The organism is uncultured Tenacibaculum sp., assembly GCF_947498805.1.
Lineage (GTDB): Bacteria > Bacteroidota > Bacteroidia > Flavobacteriales > Flavobacteriaceae > Polaribacter.
In genome coordinates this window covers 394,989-411,553 of record NZ_CANMLT010000002.1, presented here as the reverse complement: position 1 = coordinate 411,553, position 16,565 = coordinate 394,989, and the positions used below count along the sequence as shown (strand labels likewise).

The window sequence follows — 16,565 nt, the reverse complement described above, 5'->3', positions numbered from 1 at the left end:
AGTCTAAAATTGTAAATAATTAACCTCCTTTATAATTTTTGAAATTTTTAATGGAGATTGATGATAGATCTTTTTAAAAGAATTGATAAAATGACTTTGATCATAAAAACCACATTCATAACAAATCTCTGTCATGGATAGTTTTTTTTGAGCAATTAGAATAAGTGCCTTATTAATTTTTTGAGTTCTAATGTAATTGCCAATAGTAGTGTTGAAGTGCTTTGGGAATTCTCTAGATAAATAGACCGGATGAATATTTAAAACAGTTGCTAATTGATTTAAATTAAGAGTATCAATTTCGTTGGAATGTAAAATATCTTTAAGTTGAGAAACCCATTTAGGTTTTATTCTATTATTGATTTTTTCTTTTACTTGTGAAAAGTCAAGAGAGCTACTAAGAAGCATTTCAATACTAAGTAAACTTTGAGTGTCTTGTATTTTAGACTCAACAAATATTTTATTAATACATTGTTTTATAAGCGGATTGTTAATATGTATACTGCCTTGAGAATTTTCATGAGAGAGGTTGTTTTTTTCAAACCATTTTGGGCTTAACTCTATATGAAATCCTCTTGTGAATTTTGGAGGCTTTATGTTAAAATGTGAATCTTGCCAATTGTGGTACACTAAACTACCCGAAGAAAGATGGTATCCTTCTTTTTTATTCTCTTCATACACTTCACCTTCTAAAATATAAGTAAAATATGGGTTTTCATGATAGTGCCAATCTACTTTTGAATGAATGTATTCAGTATCTGTAATACAAATACCATCGTATATCACTTTTTGATAGTGATTACCAAAAAAGTTTCCCTTACTTAATTTTATCATAGTTTTTCAAAATCATTAATACCAGTTAAACAATTGTTTACTAGGTAGACGAGGTACTAATGACTTTGTAACTATGAGTTTTTAATGGTGTATAAAACGCAGGTTTCTAGTTTAGGGTATTCTGTTAGTAAAGGATGTACAAATTCTTTCTCTTTTTGCATACCAATTCGTTCCATAACGGTTATAGACGGAATATTGATAGCTGGAGCAACAGAAACTATCTTTTTTATTTTTAAGTTGTTAAAAGCGTATTTTAAACAAGTTTTAGCACCTTCTGTAGCATATCCTTTACCCCAGTGTTTGGGATGTAATCTCCAACCAATATCAATAGATGGATTAAAATCGATTTCATAGGTTTGTTCAGACAATCCAACAAAGCCAATGAATTCATTGCTTTCCAATACCTCAACAGCAAAATAGCAGAAATTGTTTTTGGTAAACTGTTCTTGCATTCTTTTGATAAATGCTTCTGCCTGTATTTTTGTTTGGGTAGAAGGGAAGTAACGCATAACCTCTTCATTTGAATTAAGTTCAAACAAAGCATTAACATCAGTAGTTTTCCAATTTCTAAAGCCTAATCTTTCTGAAGTAAAAAGGTAATTTTCCATTTAAGCAAAAGTAATCATCTTACTTATAAATCATCTGTAAAATGTGTACGAGTTTTTTCTTTTGAGAATTTGTTATCATTATAAGCTTTAGAAGCATTTTTAGGAATAGATAAAGATTTCCATGACTCATTTTTTAGTATTTTTCCTAAAAATACAATTTGCCCGATATGATAAGGGTAATGACAGATTTGTCTATTAATAGCTTCTACAACAGTATGTCCTTGGTTTCTTATGTAAATAATACGTTCTAAATCTTCATTTTTTAAGGACTCAATAGTGTTTAAAAAAACACTCCAACCTTTTTCCCAATAGGCTAGCATTTCTTCTTTAGAATGAAAAGTATTTATAAATTCTTCATCTCTATTTCTCCAGTCTTTTTCTCCATCTTCTATAAAAAAGTTGGTCCATCTAGAGAGCATATTTCCAGCGATGTGCTTTGTAACAATAGCAATAGAATTACTTTCTTCATTTACTTGATGAAAAAGCTGTTCTTGGGTAAGTTGATCAAAAGTTTTGTCGCCTAAACTTTTGTAATACCTAATCTGTTTTTTTACACTATTTAAATAAGAATTGTCCATAAAAAAAGAGCTGATTTTATCAGCTCTAATTTACAATTTTTTGAATTTATTTCTTAGGAACAAATTCTAAGGCAACACCGTTAATACAATGTCTTTGCCCTGTTGTATTTCTAGGGCCATCATCAAAAGAATGTCCTAAATGTCCTCCACAGGTATTACATTTTAATTCAGTACGTGCATATCCAATTTTGTAATCTACGTCAAACTCAACGTTTCCTTTTATTTCCCTATCAAAAGAAGGCCAACCAGAACGTGAATCATATTTATGTTGAGATTTGTATAATGGTGTTTTACAACCAGCACACACGTATATTCCTTTTTTATAGTTCTTATTCAATGGACTTGTAAAAGGACGTTCAGTACCTGCTTCTCTTAAAACATAATATTGTTTTGGAGTTAAGGCTTTTTTCCATTCCTCCTTAGTCTTGGTTACTTTATATTTTTGAGTTTCTTTTTTCTTAGAAGATTGAGCAGAAACATTAAAACTTGTACATAAAATAATAAAAGATAAAACTAAAAATTTGTTCATTCGTCTTGAGTTATAAAATTTACGATTCTAGAAGATACTTCTTGATTACGTAAAATTTTGGTATGCCCCAAACCTCTTGTAACTAAAAGTCTTCCTTTTTGTAAATTTTGACGAATACTTACTGCATTACTTACAAGAACATCTCCATCATTTGAATCATGCACAACCAAGGTGGGAATGCTTATTTTATTAGCCATAGCGCTTGAAGCATGTAAATCAATGTCAGTATTCCATTTTTTATCAAATAAGTACTTCATTTTTTTAGCAACTACTGGCTTTACTTTTAAGTTATTAGTAAAGTTTAAAAGTATGTCAGATATTTTGTCTCCTGAACCGATAGTTACCAATTTTTTAATATTGAATCCTTCTGGTATAGCATTATACAAACACATTCCTCCAAAGGAATGTCCAATAGCCGCTTCAAACGGACCAAATTGCTCGTTGATTTTAGTTATAGTAGCTAGAAATTCTGGCATCGCAGTGGTTTTTCCTGTAGATTTTCCGTGAGCAGGTCCATCAAAAGAAATAATCATATATCCTTTTTCTAATAGCTTGTCAGCTAACATATACATTTGGGTACTTCTTCCAGCCCAACCATGTACTAATAGTACTTTTTTTGTTGAATATCCATAAGATAATAAGTGTACCTTTTTTTGAATAGCATCAATTGTGATTGTCTGTTTTTGAGCACTTTCAAACATTTGGTGTTCTCTCTTAGGAGTAGGAAAAGAAATAGGGGTAATAAAGAGTTTTGCTCCAAATTTTGCAACTAGATTGTAAGAGAAAAACTGTAATATTTTGGCAAAGAATATAATAGGTTTTGGAATAGATAAACTTTGAGGAAAAAGAGAAGTACTTTTAAGATTCATGAGTTATCGTTTTTATGATAAAGATAGAATTTGTAACTTTAATGGCATAATGATTGGCGTGATTTTGTGACGAAATAGCAAAATCAGTGTCTTAATAGATATACAACAAAAATATACCGAAATAAAGATGAAAAGACTAATTGCATTAGCCTGTGTTACAGTATTGTTTATTCAATGTAGTACAGTGCCAATAACGGGAAGAAAACGAATTAATATTGTAAGTGATGCACAAGTATTACCTGCAAGTTTTGCACAATATAAAGGGTTTTTAGAAAAAAATAAGGTATCTACGAATTCAGCAAAAACAAATCAAATAAAAAGAGTTGGTAAGAGAATTTCTGGTGCTGTAGATAGATTTATGCGTGCTAATGGAATGAAGGCAGAAGCAGATGCGTATAAGTGGGAGTTTAATTTAGTAGAAGACAAAACAGTAAACGCTTGGTGTTTGCCTGGTGGAAAAGTAGTGTTCTATACAGGGATTTTACCAATTTGTGCAAATGAAGATGGAGTAGCAGCGGTAATGGGACATGAGGTTGCACACGCTTTCGCAAAGCACGGACAAGAGCGTATGACGTCTGCATATGGACAACAATTAGGAGGAATTGCAGTAGCGTTAGGAACTCAAAACAAAAAGAATGCACAACTTTGGAATATGGCCTATGGTATTGGATCACAAGTTGGAATGTTAGCGTTTAGCAGAACCCATGAGACAGAAGCAGATAAATTAGGATTGGTATTTATGCTAATGGCTGGTTATAATGGAGAAGAGGCAGCAGAAGTTTGGGTACGAATGAGTCAACGTGCAGGTAGTAAAAGTGCTCCGCCAGAATTTTTAAGTACGCACCCTTCTAATGAGAGTAGAATTCAAACATTAAGAGCTTATTTACCAGAAGCAAAACGCTTAGCAGCAAAATATAATGTACCTGCTGTGAATAAATAAGTCATTTATAATTAGAAAGCATAAAAAAACACCTAATGAAAATTAGGTGTTTTTTATTTTATATAGATTGTAAAATTACTTTACAAAGTTAATTTTACGCATACGTAAGCTTTCTGGAGTAACCTCTAAATACTCATCAGGTCTAATATATTCCATACATTCTTCTAAAGAAAAATCAATTTTTGGAGCAATCTTTACTCCATCATCAGAACCAGAAGCACGTACATTGGTTAGCTTTTTACCTTTAATTAAGTTTACCGCTAAATCATCTTGTTTAGAGTTTTCTCCAACTACTTGTCCTTTATAGATTTCTTGGTTAGGATCAATAAAGAACTTACCTCTATCTTGTAAACGGTCAATTGCATATGCTGTTGCTTTACCAGTTTCAGAAGAAACGATAGCACCTTTTAAATCTTCAGAGAAATCTCCTTTATAAGGACCATATTCACTAAATCTATGGTTAATGATTGCCTGACCAGCTGTTGCAGTTAATATTTTATTACGTAAACCAATTAATCCTCTTGAAGGAATTGTAAACTCTAAGTGTTGTAAATCTCCTTTAGGTTCCATTACTAATAAATCCCCTTTTCTAAGAGATACTAAATTAATAGCTTTAGAAGCAACATCCTCAGGAACATCTATAGATAATGTTTCATATGGTTCACATTTAACACCATCAATTTCTTTTAAAATTACTTGCGGACGACCCACTTGTAATTCATATCCTTCACGACGCATTGTTTCTATTAAAACAGATAAGTGTAATACTCCACGTCCGAAAACGTTGAATTTATCTTCTGTATCGGTTTCATCAACACGTAAAGCCAAGTTCTTTTCCATCTCTTTAAATAAACGATCACGTAAGTGACGAGATGTAACATATTTACCTTCTTTTCCGAAGAAAGGAGAGTTGTTAATCGTAAATAACATACTCATGGTAGGTTGATCTACTTCAATTCTTGGTAATGCTTCTGGACTTTCAAGATCAGCAATCGTATCACCAATTTCAAAATCATCAATACCTGTTACAGCACAAATATCTCCACTACGTACTTTGTCCGTTTCAGCTTTACCCATTCCTTCAAAAACGTGTAATTCTTTAATACGTACTTTTTTCGTAGTTCCATCTGCTTTACAAAGCATGTAATCTTTATTCTTTTCTAAATCTCCACGGTATACACGACCGATAGCAATTCTTCCTTTAAAAGAAGAATAATCTAAAGAAGTAATTTGCATTTGAGGAGTTCCTTCACGGTAAGGAGCTTCAGGAATAGTTTCTAAAACTGCATCTAATAAAGGAATGATATTATCTGTTGGCTCTTGCCAATCAGTACTCATCCATCCATTTTTAGCCGAACCGTAAATAGTTGTAAAATCTAATTGCTCTTCTGTAGCTTCTAAAGCAAACATTAAATCGAATACTTTTTCATGAACTAAATCAGGAGTACAATTCTCTTTATCTACTTTGTTTACAACTACAATAGGAGTTAAACCTAATTCAATAGCTTTACCTAAAACAAAACGTGTTTGTGGCATTGGCCCTTCAAAAGCATCAACTAATAATAAAACACCATCAGCCATCTTTAATACACGTTCAACCTCTCCACCAAAATCGGCGTGCCCAGGAGTATCAATTACATTGATTTTTACATCTTTATAATTTACAGATACATTCTTAGAAAGAATAGTAATTCCTCTTTCTCGCTCTAAGTCATTATTATCTAATAATAAGTCGGTACGTTCTTTACGTTCGTCTAAGATTTTAGCTTGATCTATAATCTTATCAACCAAGGTAGTTTTTCCGTGGTCAACGTGTGCTATAATAGCGATGTTTCTAATTGATTGCATTCTTGCTTATTTTGAAGCTGCAAAATTAGTATTTTAAAAATGAATAGAATAAGGAAGTTGAATTATTTTTCTTTCTCTAAGTCATTATCGTCTTCTCGAAATGCACTAGGAAGAATATCTGGAATTAATTTTATTAATAATGGAAGTAATAATGCGCCTCCAGGAAGCATAAAAACAGTAAATGCAGGAATTGCTTTACAGATATCAAGCAATTGATGTTTGATTTTATCTTTCTCTTCATCAGAAAGAGAAGTTGACATTGATTTTTTAATCAAAAATATCAACTCCTTACTTTCTTGAAGTTCTTTAGCTAATCGTTTTTTGTTTTTTTGAATAGCTTCTTTTATTTCATCTACTGTATTCATTACAGTTTACGACGCTTTTTTTCAGTTTTTAATAAATTCAATTCTCTTGAAGTTTGTCCAGCTACGGAAGTGTTTTCTTCAGCTCTTCTAATTAAATAGGGCATTACGTCTCGAACAGGACCAAAAGGAACATATTTTGCCACGTTATAGCCTTCTTGTGCTAAATTAAAACTAATATGATCACTCATTCCATACAATTGACCAAACCACATTCTAGGATCATTAGAAGAAACTTTATACTCTTTAGCTAAATCCATTAATAAATATGAACTGTCTTCATTATGAGTACCAGCAAAAATAGCCATGTTTTTATGTTCCATCATAAAACGAACAGCTTCATTATAATTGTCATCTGTGGCTTGTTTGTCTTTGCAAATAGGAGATTCATATCCATGTTCTTCAGCTCTTGCTCTTTCTTTTTCCATGTAAGCACCGCGAACAACTTTCATTCCAATATGATATCCTTTTTGATGTGCTCTTTGATACAACCCTTTTAAGTACTCCATACGATCGTGACGATACATTTGAAGTGTATTAAAAACAATAGCTTTTTCTTTGTTATATTGCTCCATTAACTCTTCTATCAAATCATCAGCGGCATCTTGCATCCAACTTTCTTCTGCATCAATTAATAAAGGAACATCTTTTTCTACAGCGGCTTTACAAACTACATGGTAACGTTCAACAATCTTATTCCATTCTTTCTGCTCTTCCTCAGTAAAAGAATTTCCTTCAGTTAATTTTTGATACAAAGCAAAACGACCAAAACCTGTAGGTTTAAAAACGGCAAAAGGAATGGAGTTTTTCTCTTTGGCAAACTCAATAGTTTTTAAAGTCATTTGTAAAGCATCATCAAACTGAGCTTCATCTTCTTTTCCTTCCACTGAATAATCCAAAATACTATGTACATTTCCTTTGTCGTACATTTTCTCAATATTTGGAAGACAGTCATCTTCTGTAACTCCACCACAAAAGTGATCGAATACAGTTGAACGAATCAATCCTTCCACTGGTAAATGCGCTTTTAAAGCAAAATTAGTAACCGCAGTTCCTATTCTTACCATTGGTTGATTTTGGATCATTTTAAATAAAAAGTAAGCGCGTTCTAATTCTGAGTCTGACTTTAATTTGAATGCTATTTCTGTGTTATCAAAAAGTTTCATTTCCCTTTGAAAATTATTTAGTTGTTTCGTGACAAATATAAAAGACAGAGGTTAAATAATTTGATTTTTTCTCATTATTTTCGCTTTTAAATTTTTTACGAATGACAACTATTCAAGCAGCAACTTATCCTATTCATTTTGAAGGTAAAGCATACAGTGAATTATCTAAATTAATAACCAATAATAATTATTCGTCATTATTTGTATTGGTTGATGATAATACGATAGAATATTGTTATCCTCGATTTATACAATTGTTAGAAACAGATAAGAAGATTGAGATTATTCAAATTGCCTCAGGGGAGATACATAAAAACCTAGATACATGTGAAGGGGTTTGGAATGTAATGACCGAATTAGGAGCAGACAGAAAAAGCTTAATGATAACTCTTGGGGGAGGAGTAATTACCGATTTAGGAGGATTTGTAGCTTCTACTTTTAAAAGAGGGATTGATTTTGTAAATATTCCTACTACGTTATTAAGTATGGTAGATGCTTCCGTTGGAGGTAAAACGGGAGTAGATTTAGGAGTATTGAAAAATCAAATTGGAGTTTTCGCAAACCCTGAATTAATTGTATTAGATCCAGAATATTTACATACAGTAACTCCAAGAGAAATTAGATCAGGTTCAGCAGAAATAATCAAGTATGGTATGACACATGATATTCGATTGTTTAATGAAATTAAAGACAATCCGAATGTGAATATTATTGATCTAATTCATCGTTCGATAGAAATAAAAAATGAAGTTGTTTTAGAAGATCCAAAAGAACAAGGAGTTCGTAAAGTATTAAATTGGGGACATACGATGGGGCATGCGGTAGAATCTTATTTCTTGGAAAGCGAACATAAAGAAGCATTAACACATGGTGAAGCAATTGCAATAGGGATGATCTGTGAAGCTTATATTTCTCAAAAAGAATTAGGGTTTTCAGAAGAAAAACTAGCTGATATCAAGAAAAGTTTGCAGCAAATTTTTGGAATCGCTCCAATTATAAAAAGTGATTATGATGCTATATTAGAGTATTTGATTCACGATAAGAAGAATGTTGGAGGAAATATCAATTTTGTCCTTTTAAAAGAATATGAAGATTTTAAATTGAACTGTACTACTACTCAAGAAATTATAATAGAGAGTTTAGATTATTATACGAGTTAATAGTAATGTATATAAAAAATAAAAGTCGGCAAATTTGCCGACTTTTATTTTTTCTGTAAAGGACTTATTATTTCAACATCACTAAAAGCAATGGCTCCTCTTACAACACCATCAATGGTGCTTTTTAGAGCTTCAATAAGTTGCATTTTTAATTGAGATTTATGATAAATTAAGCTTACTTCTCGTGCAGGTGAAGGTGCTTCAAAACTTCTTAGGTGTTTTTTATCATCAGCATTTAAATCTAATGTGTTTAAATAGGGTAATAAGGTCATTCCCAATCCGTCTTTAGATAGTTTAATCAAGGTATCAAAGCTTCCGCTTTCTAATTGGAAATTTTGCTTAGAACTGCCTTTGTTTGTTCTACATAAATTAATGATACTATCTTTAAAACAATGCCCGTCTTCTAAAAGTAAAAGATCGTCTATTTCTAAGTCATCTATTTCTATCTTATTCTTTTGAAAAAGAGGATGCTCTTCAGGAATCAATCCTACAAAAGGTTCATAATATAAAACACGTTCTTTGATAGCTTCGTTTTCTAATGGTGTAGCGGCTAAAGCGGCATCAATATGTCCATCCATTAATTTTCTAACAATCTCTTCAGTTGTTAGCTCTTCAATGATTAGTTTAACTTTTGGATAATTCTTATTAAAAGTTTTTAAAAACATTGGAAGAAGCGTTGGCATGATGGTAGGAATGATTCCTAATTTAAATTCACCTCCTATATATCCTTTTTGTTGATGAACAATATCTGTAATTCTATTACTCTCATCAACAATAACCTTTGCTTGTTCTATGATCTTTTTACCAACTTCTGTTAGTTCAATCGGTTTTTTTGAACGATTAAAAATTTTTGCATCTAATTCTTCTTCAAGCTTTTGTATTTGCATGCTCAATGTAGGCTGCGTAACAAAACAATGTTCTGCTGCAATAGTAAAGTTTTTGTACTCTGCTACCGCTAATGTATACTTAAGTTGAGTAATGGTCATTCTATAATAATTTTCGATAAAGATATTAAAACTATCAATAACGGTTATAGTTTTTTGCCTTTATATTCAATTAATTTTGTTTGTGATAATATTAACAATAACATAGCAATATAAGATGGATACAACAGTTTTAGGATTAGATAAAGATCAGACAGAAAAACTTATTAACGAATTAAATTTGTTATTAGCCAATTTTCAAGTATATTACCAAAATCTAAGAGGTGTACACTGGAATATTAAAGGAAAAAACTTTTTTGAATTACATGTAAAGTTTGAAGAATTATATACAGATGCACAAGAAAAAGTAGATTTAATCGCTGAAAGAATATTAACTTTACAAGGAACTCCTTTACATACGTTTGAAGACTATGTAAATCTATCAAAAGTGAAGGTAGGAAAGAATGTTACCAATGATGAAGAATCGGTAAAGTTAGTGGTAAGTTCGATTAGTGAATTATTAAAAGTAGAACGTGAGATTCTTGAATTGTCAGATGAGGCTAATGACGAAGGAACAAATTCAATGATGAGCGATTTTATTTCTGAACAAGAAAAAACGTTATGGATGATGAACGCTTGGTTAAGCTAAATCACCATGTTTTTAGGGGAATTATGGCAGCGTAGAAATACGCTGCTTTTTTTGTTTGTAACTATTTTTTTATTGAATCGTCCTATAGTTAAATTCAAAAGAACCTAACCAATGAAAAAAATACTATCCTTACTACTCGTCTGTCTTGTTCTTACGAGTACAAGTTTTGCACAGTCTTTAGAAAAAAAAATAGACAATATTTTAAGTCAACAATTTGATAAAATTGAAACTGGAATTTCAGTTTTAGTTGCTAAAAAAGGAAATGTTGTATATCGTAAAGCGTTTGGGAAAGCTAATTTAGAATTAGATGTAGCTATGACTCCTAAAAATGTATTTGAAGTAGGATCAATTACCAAGCAATTTACAGCAGTAGCTATTTTAATGTTAGAAGAAGAAGGAAAACTAAATTTACAAGATGATATAACGAAGTTTTTACCTGATTATCCTACCAAAGGTCAAAAAATAACTGTACATCACTTATTAACTCATACTTCTGGTATTAAGAGTTATACGTCAATGCAAAAATTTGGGGAAGTTGCTACTAAAGATGAAGAACCACTAAAATTTATTGATTTCTTTAAGAATGAACCAATGGATTTTAATCCTGGAGAAAAATATTTATACAATAATTCAGGATACTTTATTTTAGGCTATATAGTAGAGAAGGTGAGTGGTATGAGCTATCCGAAATTTCTAGAAGAGAACATCTTTAAAAAATTAAAAATGGATAATTCTTATTATGGTAGCCATCGAAAACTGATTAAAAATAGAGCGTCTGGATATCAAAAAAGAGGAGAGGATTATTTAAATGCTCAGTACATTAGTTTAACATTACCTTATGCAGCAGGTTCTATAATGTCGAATGTAGATGATATGTTGAGATGGCAAAAGGCCATATCAAATAATTCACTTGTTAAAAAAGAAACCATTCAAAAAGCTTTTACAAATTATACATTAAACAATGGTGAAAAAATTAATTATGGTTATGGATGGAGTTTAAATGAACTAAATGGAGAACCAACGATAGAGCATGGAGGTGCTATTCCGGGGTATTTATCTATGGGAGTTTATGTTCCGAAAGAAGATGTTTATGTAATTGCTTTTTCAAATTGTGGTTGTAAACGACCAACTAATTTGGCTTTAGAAATAGCTGCTTTAATTATGGGGAGACCTATCTTTAAAGAAAGTAATAAAGTAAGTTTATCAAAAGAAGAATTAAACAAATGGGTGGGAACTTATGAGTTTGATAACGGAGCAATACGTTATATCACTTTAGAAGACAATCAACTATATAGTGAGAGAGAAGGAAGCTCTAGGAAATTCAAGATTTTTCCAACATCAGCAAATATATTTTCGTTTGAAGATGGATTAATATCCTATATGTTTTCTGAAGAGAATGGACAAAAAAGAGCTTTCTTTAAAAATAGAATTAACAAGGAAAAAGGAGTTTTTAATACCAAAAAAGCTCCAGCAGTGAAAAAGGAAATGAAAGTTGCTGCAAACATCTTAAAAAAGTACGAAGGAAAGTATGAATTGAGGCCAGGTTTTGTGATAACCATAACTTCAAAAGAGCAACAGCTATTTGCACAAGCAACAGGGCAACCACAGTTTGAATTATTTGCAGAAAGTCCTACGAAGTTTTTCTTAAAAGTAGTAACCGCAAGTGTAGAATTTCATCAAGATGAACAAGGAAATACAAACGCATTAACATTATTTCAAGGAGGAAGAGAAATGAAAGCAAAAAAACAATAACTAATTTAAAAATAGATATTTTATTAATATTCGAATACTTACAAAGGCAATCAATATAGCGGTTGCCTTTTTTAATTGAACGGGAGTAAACAAACGATTACTCAATCTACTTCCAATTTGTCCACCAATAAATACAGTTACAAGTAATATTCCGGTTAAATTCCAATCAATACTGAATTGAGGATTGGTATATTGTCCAAACAAACCACTAATTGAATTTACCAAAATAAAAAAGCTAGCGGTAGCGGCGATTCTTTTGGGCGTATCCCAATTGGTTAAGTGCAATAAAGGAGCTAAAAAAATACCTCCACCAATACCCACCATACCAGAAATGAAGCCTATAATACCACCGTAGGCAATATTCTTTTTAGTATTTACTTCCTTTGAGGTTGTAATTCTTTTTGACACCCACATACTAAATGCAGCAAATAAAAGAGTAACTCCTAATAGAATAAAAAAGAAGGTTTCACTGATTCTTAAAAAGCCACCAACAAAAGCCATGGGAATACTAAAAACGACTAAAGGAACTACTTTTTTCCAATTGTATTGCTTTTGCTGAAGATATAGGAGTACATTTCCAGATACCACTACAATATTGCATAATAATGCAGTAGAGCGTATTTGTGTATAGGCAATTCCTGTTAAAGCTAGTACCGCCAAATAACTAGAGCCTCCTCCAAAACCAACAGAAGAGTAAAGGATTGAAATAATTAAAAATAATGAAATTATAAACCAATGTTGAACGATAGTTTCAAAAAGAAGAAATAGCCCCATATAAATCAAATATAAATATTAATCGGGAATCTTATGTTGTTCGTATAAAAAACATTACTAGTTTGAAAAAAAAGAGTAGTTTAGTCAAAACTAAAATCAAACTATAGCATATATGAGTAATTATCATATTAAAAACTTAGAAGAATACTTTCAAGTATATCGAAGATCAGTAAGAAATCCTAAGTTATTTTGGGAGGAAATTGCAGAAGAACATTTTGTTTGGAGAAAACGATGGGATAATGTGTTGAGTTATGATTTTTCAAAACCTGAAGTAAAATGGTTTGAAGGTGCTCAATTAAATATTACTGAAAATTGTATTGATAGACATTTACAAATCCGAGGAGATAAAACGGCTATTTTATTTGAACCTAATAACCCAGAGGAAGAAGCTCAGCATATAACTTATAAAGAACTGCATGAACGTGTATGTAAGTTTGCTAATGTGTTAAAAGAAAACGGAATTCAAAAAGGAGATCGTGTTTGTATTTACTTACCAATGATTCCAGAATTAGCTGTTTCTGTGTTGGCATGTGCACGAATTGGAGCAATTCATTCAGTTGTGTTTGCAGGATTTTCTTCAACAGCTTTAGCAACTAGAATTAATGATTGTGAAGCTAAAATGGTGATTACTTCAGACGGTTCTTACAGAGGAGCTAAAACAATTGATTTAAAAGGAATTGTAGATGAAGCTTTAGAAAGTTGTGAATGTGTAGAAACGGTTTTAGTAGCGAAAAGAATTAACTCACCTATAACATTAGTAGAAGGAAGAGACCAATGGTTACAACCATCGTTAGATAAGGCTTCTTCAGATTGTCAGCCAGAGATAATGGATGCAGAAGATCCACTATTTATTTTGTATACATCAGGATCAACAGGAAGTCCGAAAGGAATGATGCATACTACAGCTGGTTACATGATATATACGGCTTATACGTTTAAAAATGTATTTAATTATAAAGAAAGTGATGTGTATTGGTGTACCGCAGATATTGGTTGGATTACAGGACATAGCTATATTGTATATGGACCTTTAGCCAACGGAGCTACAACAGTGATGTTCGAAGGAGTACCGAGTTATCCTGATTTTGGACGTTTTTGGGAAATAGTAGAAAAACATAAAGTGAACCAGTTTTATACGGCTCCAACTGCTATTAGAGCCCTAGCCAAAGAAAAGTTAGACTATGTAGATACCTATGATTTATCATCGTTAAAAGTGCTAGGTACCGTAGGAGAACCAATTAATGAAGAAGCATGGCACTGGTACAATGATAATGTAGGAAAAAAGAAATCACCAATAGTAGATACTTGGTGGCAAACAGAAACAGGAGGAATGATGATTTCTCCAATACCATACACGACTCCAACAAAACCAACTTACGCAACATTGCCATTACCAGGAATTCAATTAGCTTTAATGGATGAAAATGGAGTAGAGGTAACAGGAAACCAGGTGGATGGACGTTTATGTGTAAAATATCCTTGGCCCTCAATGGCTAGAACTATTTGGGGAAATCACCAACGCTATAAAGACACCTATTTTTCAACTTTTGAAAACAACTATTTTACAGGAGATGGAGCTTTACGAGATGAAGTTGGATATTATAGAATTACAGGTAGGGTGGATGATGTTATTATTGTATCTGGACATAATTTAGGAACCGCTCCAATTGAAGATGCTATTAATGAGCATCCTGCGGTAGCAGAAAGTGCTATTGTAGGTTTTCCTCATGATATTAAAGGAAATGCATTGTATGGTTATGTAATTTTAAAAGATGTTGGAGAAGGAAGGAACCATGATAACCTAAGAAAAGAAATTAATCAAATAATTACGGAGCATATTGGCCCAATAGCAAAGTTAGACAAGATTCAATTTACAGTAGGACTCCCAAAAACACGTTCAGGTAAAATCATGAGACGTATTTTACGTAAGATTGCTCATAATGAACTAGATAATCTCGGAGATGTGTCGACACTTTTAAATCCGGAAGTAGTACAAAGTATCATTGATAATAGATTGTAATATGAAAATTTTAAAGTTAATTCTGCTATTGATTAGCATCAATGTATTTAGTCAATCTGTACATATAGAGAATATTGATAATTTTGAACTTACTGATGCTGGTACATTAACCGAAAACGATAACCTAAGTTATTATGTGTTTTACACAACAAAGAAAGAAGTAGGAAAGAAAAAAAAGGAAGGAATACTATCTTTTTTCAATAAAAACTTAGAAGAAATAACCAAAATAGATTTTCTATTAGATAGCAAAACAAACCGATTAATTGAAGTAAAAAGTAATGGGACGAATGTGGCAGTTTCTTTATATAACAAGGAAACAAAAATGTTAACTTACAACTTTTACGATTCAAAAGGTAGAAAATTAGATTTTGAATATGTATTACCTTATAAGAAACAAACTTTTGCTATGGGGTATTACAAGGAGATTCAAAAAATGGAAGAATGGATTTTGAATTATCCCATAAAAAATAATGGATTTCTATTTTCAGAAACAATAAAAAAGAAAAAATGGGGCTATCGATTTGGTTATATTAGTAATTCAGGAGAAAAATGGACTTATGACTCTTCTGCAGAAATAAATAATCGTGTACAAGCGTCTCCCATATATGCAGATGAAAACAAAATTGTTATCGTAGAAAAAATATGGGGGAGTAACTTTGATAGACAACCAGAACTAAGAACTTTTGTTTTAGATACAAAAACAGGAAAAGAAGTTTTTTCAATAAAGATAGATTATGAAAAAGCACCTAAATTCTATACCAGAGCTTTGGTTACAAATGAAGGAAAGATTGTATTGTTTGGAGAATACTATAAAAAAGGACATAAATTTCATTCCAATGATTATAACGAAGGATATTTTATGGAAATATATTCGAAAGAAGGAGAGAAGTTATCAAGTCAATTATTAAGCTATAGAAATAATCCAGAATTTAGAAAGCACTTAGAAATTGAAGCTAATGCAAAGCAAAAGAAATTTGGTTCAGTCTATTTTTATGATGTCTTACAAAACAATGATAAATTTTATATCATAGGAGAACGATTCGTAAGAGATGTACAAGGTTTTTCAACAGGAAAAGCTCTTCTTTCTGCTTCTTTTGGGATGTTAGGACAAGAGAACTGGTCTTCAAAATATACTTTAGGAGATCTTGTAGTATTAGAAATAAATAATGATGCTGTACTAACAAATTTCTATAAAATATCAAAAGATAAAGCTCCATCTGGACTAAGTAGTATGAACAAATGGCCCTTGATGAATTTGAGGCATATGCAAAATGAATTTAATGTAGATTATTTAGCTCAGGAACAAGAGAGTGGAGTCTTAAAAATAGTTTCAAAAAATAGAAAAATAAAGAAAGAAGGAAAAGAAGAAAAAATAGACTACGCTATTCATTTTTATGGTTTAGATGCAGGAAACATTCAAAAAGAAAAAGTACTATCTTTTCATGTAGATAAAGAAGAACGTTATCGATTGATAAAAGGAGCAGAGAATACTTTTACAATGTTTAAATACGATTATCAAAAAGGATTAACGATAGAAAATTTAAAGTAAAGAAAAA

At 31.4% G+C, this 16,565-nt stretch carries 16 protein-coding genes; 6 read left to right on the top strand and 10 right to left on the bottom strand.

The features are described 5' to 3' along the window. Positions 1-3 precede the first annotated feature (3 nt). The 5 genes from Q0873_RS04885 to Q0873_RS04865 all read right to left on the bottom strand — a co-directional run bounded on the left by Q0873_RS04885 (position 4) and on the right by Q0873_RS04865 (position 3,415). Positions 4-831 (bottom strand): helix-turn-helix transcriptional regulator, encoded by an 828-nt coding sequence (locus Q0873_RS04885; RefSeq protein WP_299104767.1) that lies wholly within the window; start codon positions 829-831, stop codon positions 4-6. A 71-nt stretch (positions 832-902) separates the two neighbouring features. Beyond that, positions 903-1,439 carry a GNAT family N-acetyltransferase gene (locus tag Q0873_RS04880; protein ID WP_299104765.1) on the bottom strand — a complete coding sequence of 179 codons (537 nt, stop codon included), beginning with the start codon at positions 1,437-1,439 and terminating at the stop codon, positions 903-905. Positions 1,440-1,462: 23 nt separating this feature from the next. Continuing rightward, a complete protein-coding gene (locus tag Q0873_RS04875) occupies positions 1,463-2,017 on the bottom strand; it encodes a DUF1572 family protein (RefSeq protein WP_299104764.1) in 555 nt (184 codons plus the stop codon). Between the two features lie 46 nt (positions 2,018-2,063). Continuing rightward, the gene (gene msrB, locus Q0873_RS04870) at positions 2,064-2,546 is read right to left on the bottom strand and encodes a peptide-methionine (R)-S-oxide reductase MsrB (protein ID WP_299104763.1); all 483 of its coding nucleotides are present in this window, start codon (positions 2,544-2,546) and stop codon (positions 2,064-2,066) included. Continuing rightward, complete coding sequence (locus Q0873_RS04865; protein WP_299104762.1) at positions 2,543-3,415, bottom strand: alpha/beta hydrolase; 873 nt, start codon at positions 3,413-3,415, stop codon at positions 2,543-2,545. Before Q0873_RS04865 ends, msrB begins: the two co-directional genes overlap by 4 nt. 127 nt (positions 3,416-3,542) lie before the next feature. Here Q0873_RS04865 and Q0873_RS04860 point away from each other — a divergent pair, with 127 nt between their 5' ends. Continuing rightward, complete coding sequence (locus tag Q0873_RS04860; RefSeq protein WP_299104761.1) at positions 3,543-4,355, top strand: M48 family metallopeptidase; 813 nt, start codon at positions 3,543-3,545, stop codon at positions 4,353-4,355. 75 nt (positions 4,356-4,430) lie between these two features. Here the strand turns inward: Q0873_RS04860 and typA are convergent, their stop codons facing one another. From typA to Q0873_RS04845, 3 genes are all read right to left on the bottom strand, one after another. After that, the gene (gene typA, locus Q0873_RS04855; RefSeq protein ID WP_299104760.1) at positions 4,431-6,203 is read right to left on the bottom strand and encodes a translational GTPase TypA; all 1,773 of its coding nucleotides are present in this window, start codon (positions 6,201-6,203) and stop codon (positions 4,431-4,433) included. Between the two features lie 62 nt (positions 6,204-6,265). Beyond that, positions 6,266-6,568, bottom strand: coding sequence for an LETM1 domain-containing protein (locus Q0873_RS04850; RefSeq protein WP_299104759.1), 303 nt, complete (start codon positions 6,566-6,568; stop codon positions 6,266-6,268). Further along, a complete protein-coding gene (locus tag Q0873_RS04845; protein WP_299104758.1) occupies positions 6,568-7,731 on the bottom strand; it encodes a proline dehydrogenase family protein in 1,164 nt (387 codons plus the stop codon). The genes Q0873_RS04850 and Q0873_RS04845 overlap by 1 nt, the downstream gene beginning before the upstream one ends. A gap of 101 nt (positions 7,732-7,832) precedes the next feature. Between Q0873_RS04845 and aroB the strand changes: the two genes are divergently transcribed. Continuing rightward, positions 7,833-8,891 (top strand): 3-dehydroquinate synthase, encoded by a 1,059-nt coding sequence (gene aroB / locus Q0873_RS04840; RefSeq protein ID WP_299104757.1) that lies wholly within the window; start codon positions 7,833-7,835, stop codon positions 8,889-8,891. 44 nt (positions 8,892-8,935) lie between these two features. Here the strand turns inward: aroB and Q0873_RS04835 are convergent, their stop codons facing one another. Further along, positions 8,936-9,877, bottom strand: a complete 942-nt coding sequence (locus Q0873_RS04835; protein ID WP_299104756.1) for a hydrogen peroxide-inducible genes activator — start codon at positions 9,875-9,877, stop codon at positions 8,936-8,938. Between the two features lie 115 nt (positions 9,878-9,992). On the opposite strand from Q0873_RS04835, the gene Q0873_RS04830 reads away from it, so the two are divergent. Together Q0873_RS04830 and Q0873_RS04825 are read left to right on the top strand one after the other, a co-directional pair. After that, a complete protein-coding gene (locus Q0873_RS04830) occupies positions 9,993-10,463 on the top strand; it encodes a Dps family protein (RefSeq protein ID WP_299104755.1) in 471 nt (156 codons plus the stop codon). Between the two features lie 111 nt (positions 10,464-10,574). Continuing rightward, positions 10,575-12,215, top strand: coding sequence for a serine hydrolase (locus tag Q0873_RS04825; protein WP_299104754.1), 1,641 nt, complete (start codon positions 10,575-10,577; stop codon positions 12,213-12,215). Here Q0873_RS04825 and Q0873_RS04820 read toward each other — a convergent pair whose 3' ends face one another. Continuing rightward, entirely contained in the window at positions 12,216-12,989 is a 774-nt protein-coding gene (locus Q0873_RS04820; RefSeq protein WP_299104753.1) for a sulfite exporter TauE/SafE family protein, read from the bottom strand. It lies immediately after the preceding gene. Positions 12,990-13,101: 112 nt separating this feature from the next. On the opposite strand from Q0873_RS04820, the gene acs reads away from it, so the two are divergent. Next, positions 13,102-15,009, top strand: coding sequence for an acetate--CoA ligase (acs, locus tag Q0873_RS04815; RefSeq protein WP_299104752.1), 1,908 nt, complete (start codon positions 13,102-13,104; stop codon positions 15,007-15,009). 1 nt (position 15,010) lies between these two features. Next, positions 15,011-16,558 (top strand): DUF6770 family protein, encoded by a 1,548-nt coding sequence (locus Q0873_RS04810; protein ID WP_299104751.1) that lies wholly within the window; start codon positions 15,011-15,013, stop codon positions 16,556-16,558. The last annotated feature ends 7 nt before the right edge of the window (positions 16,559-16,565 follow it).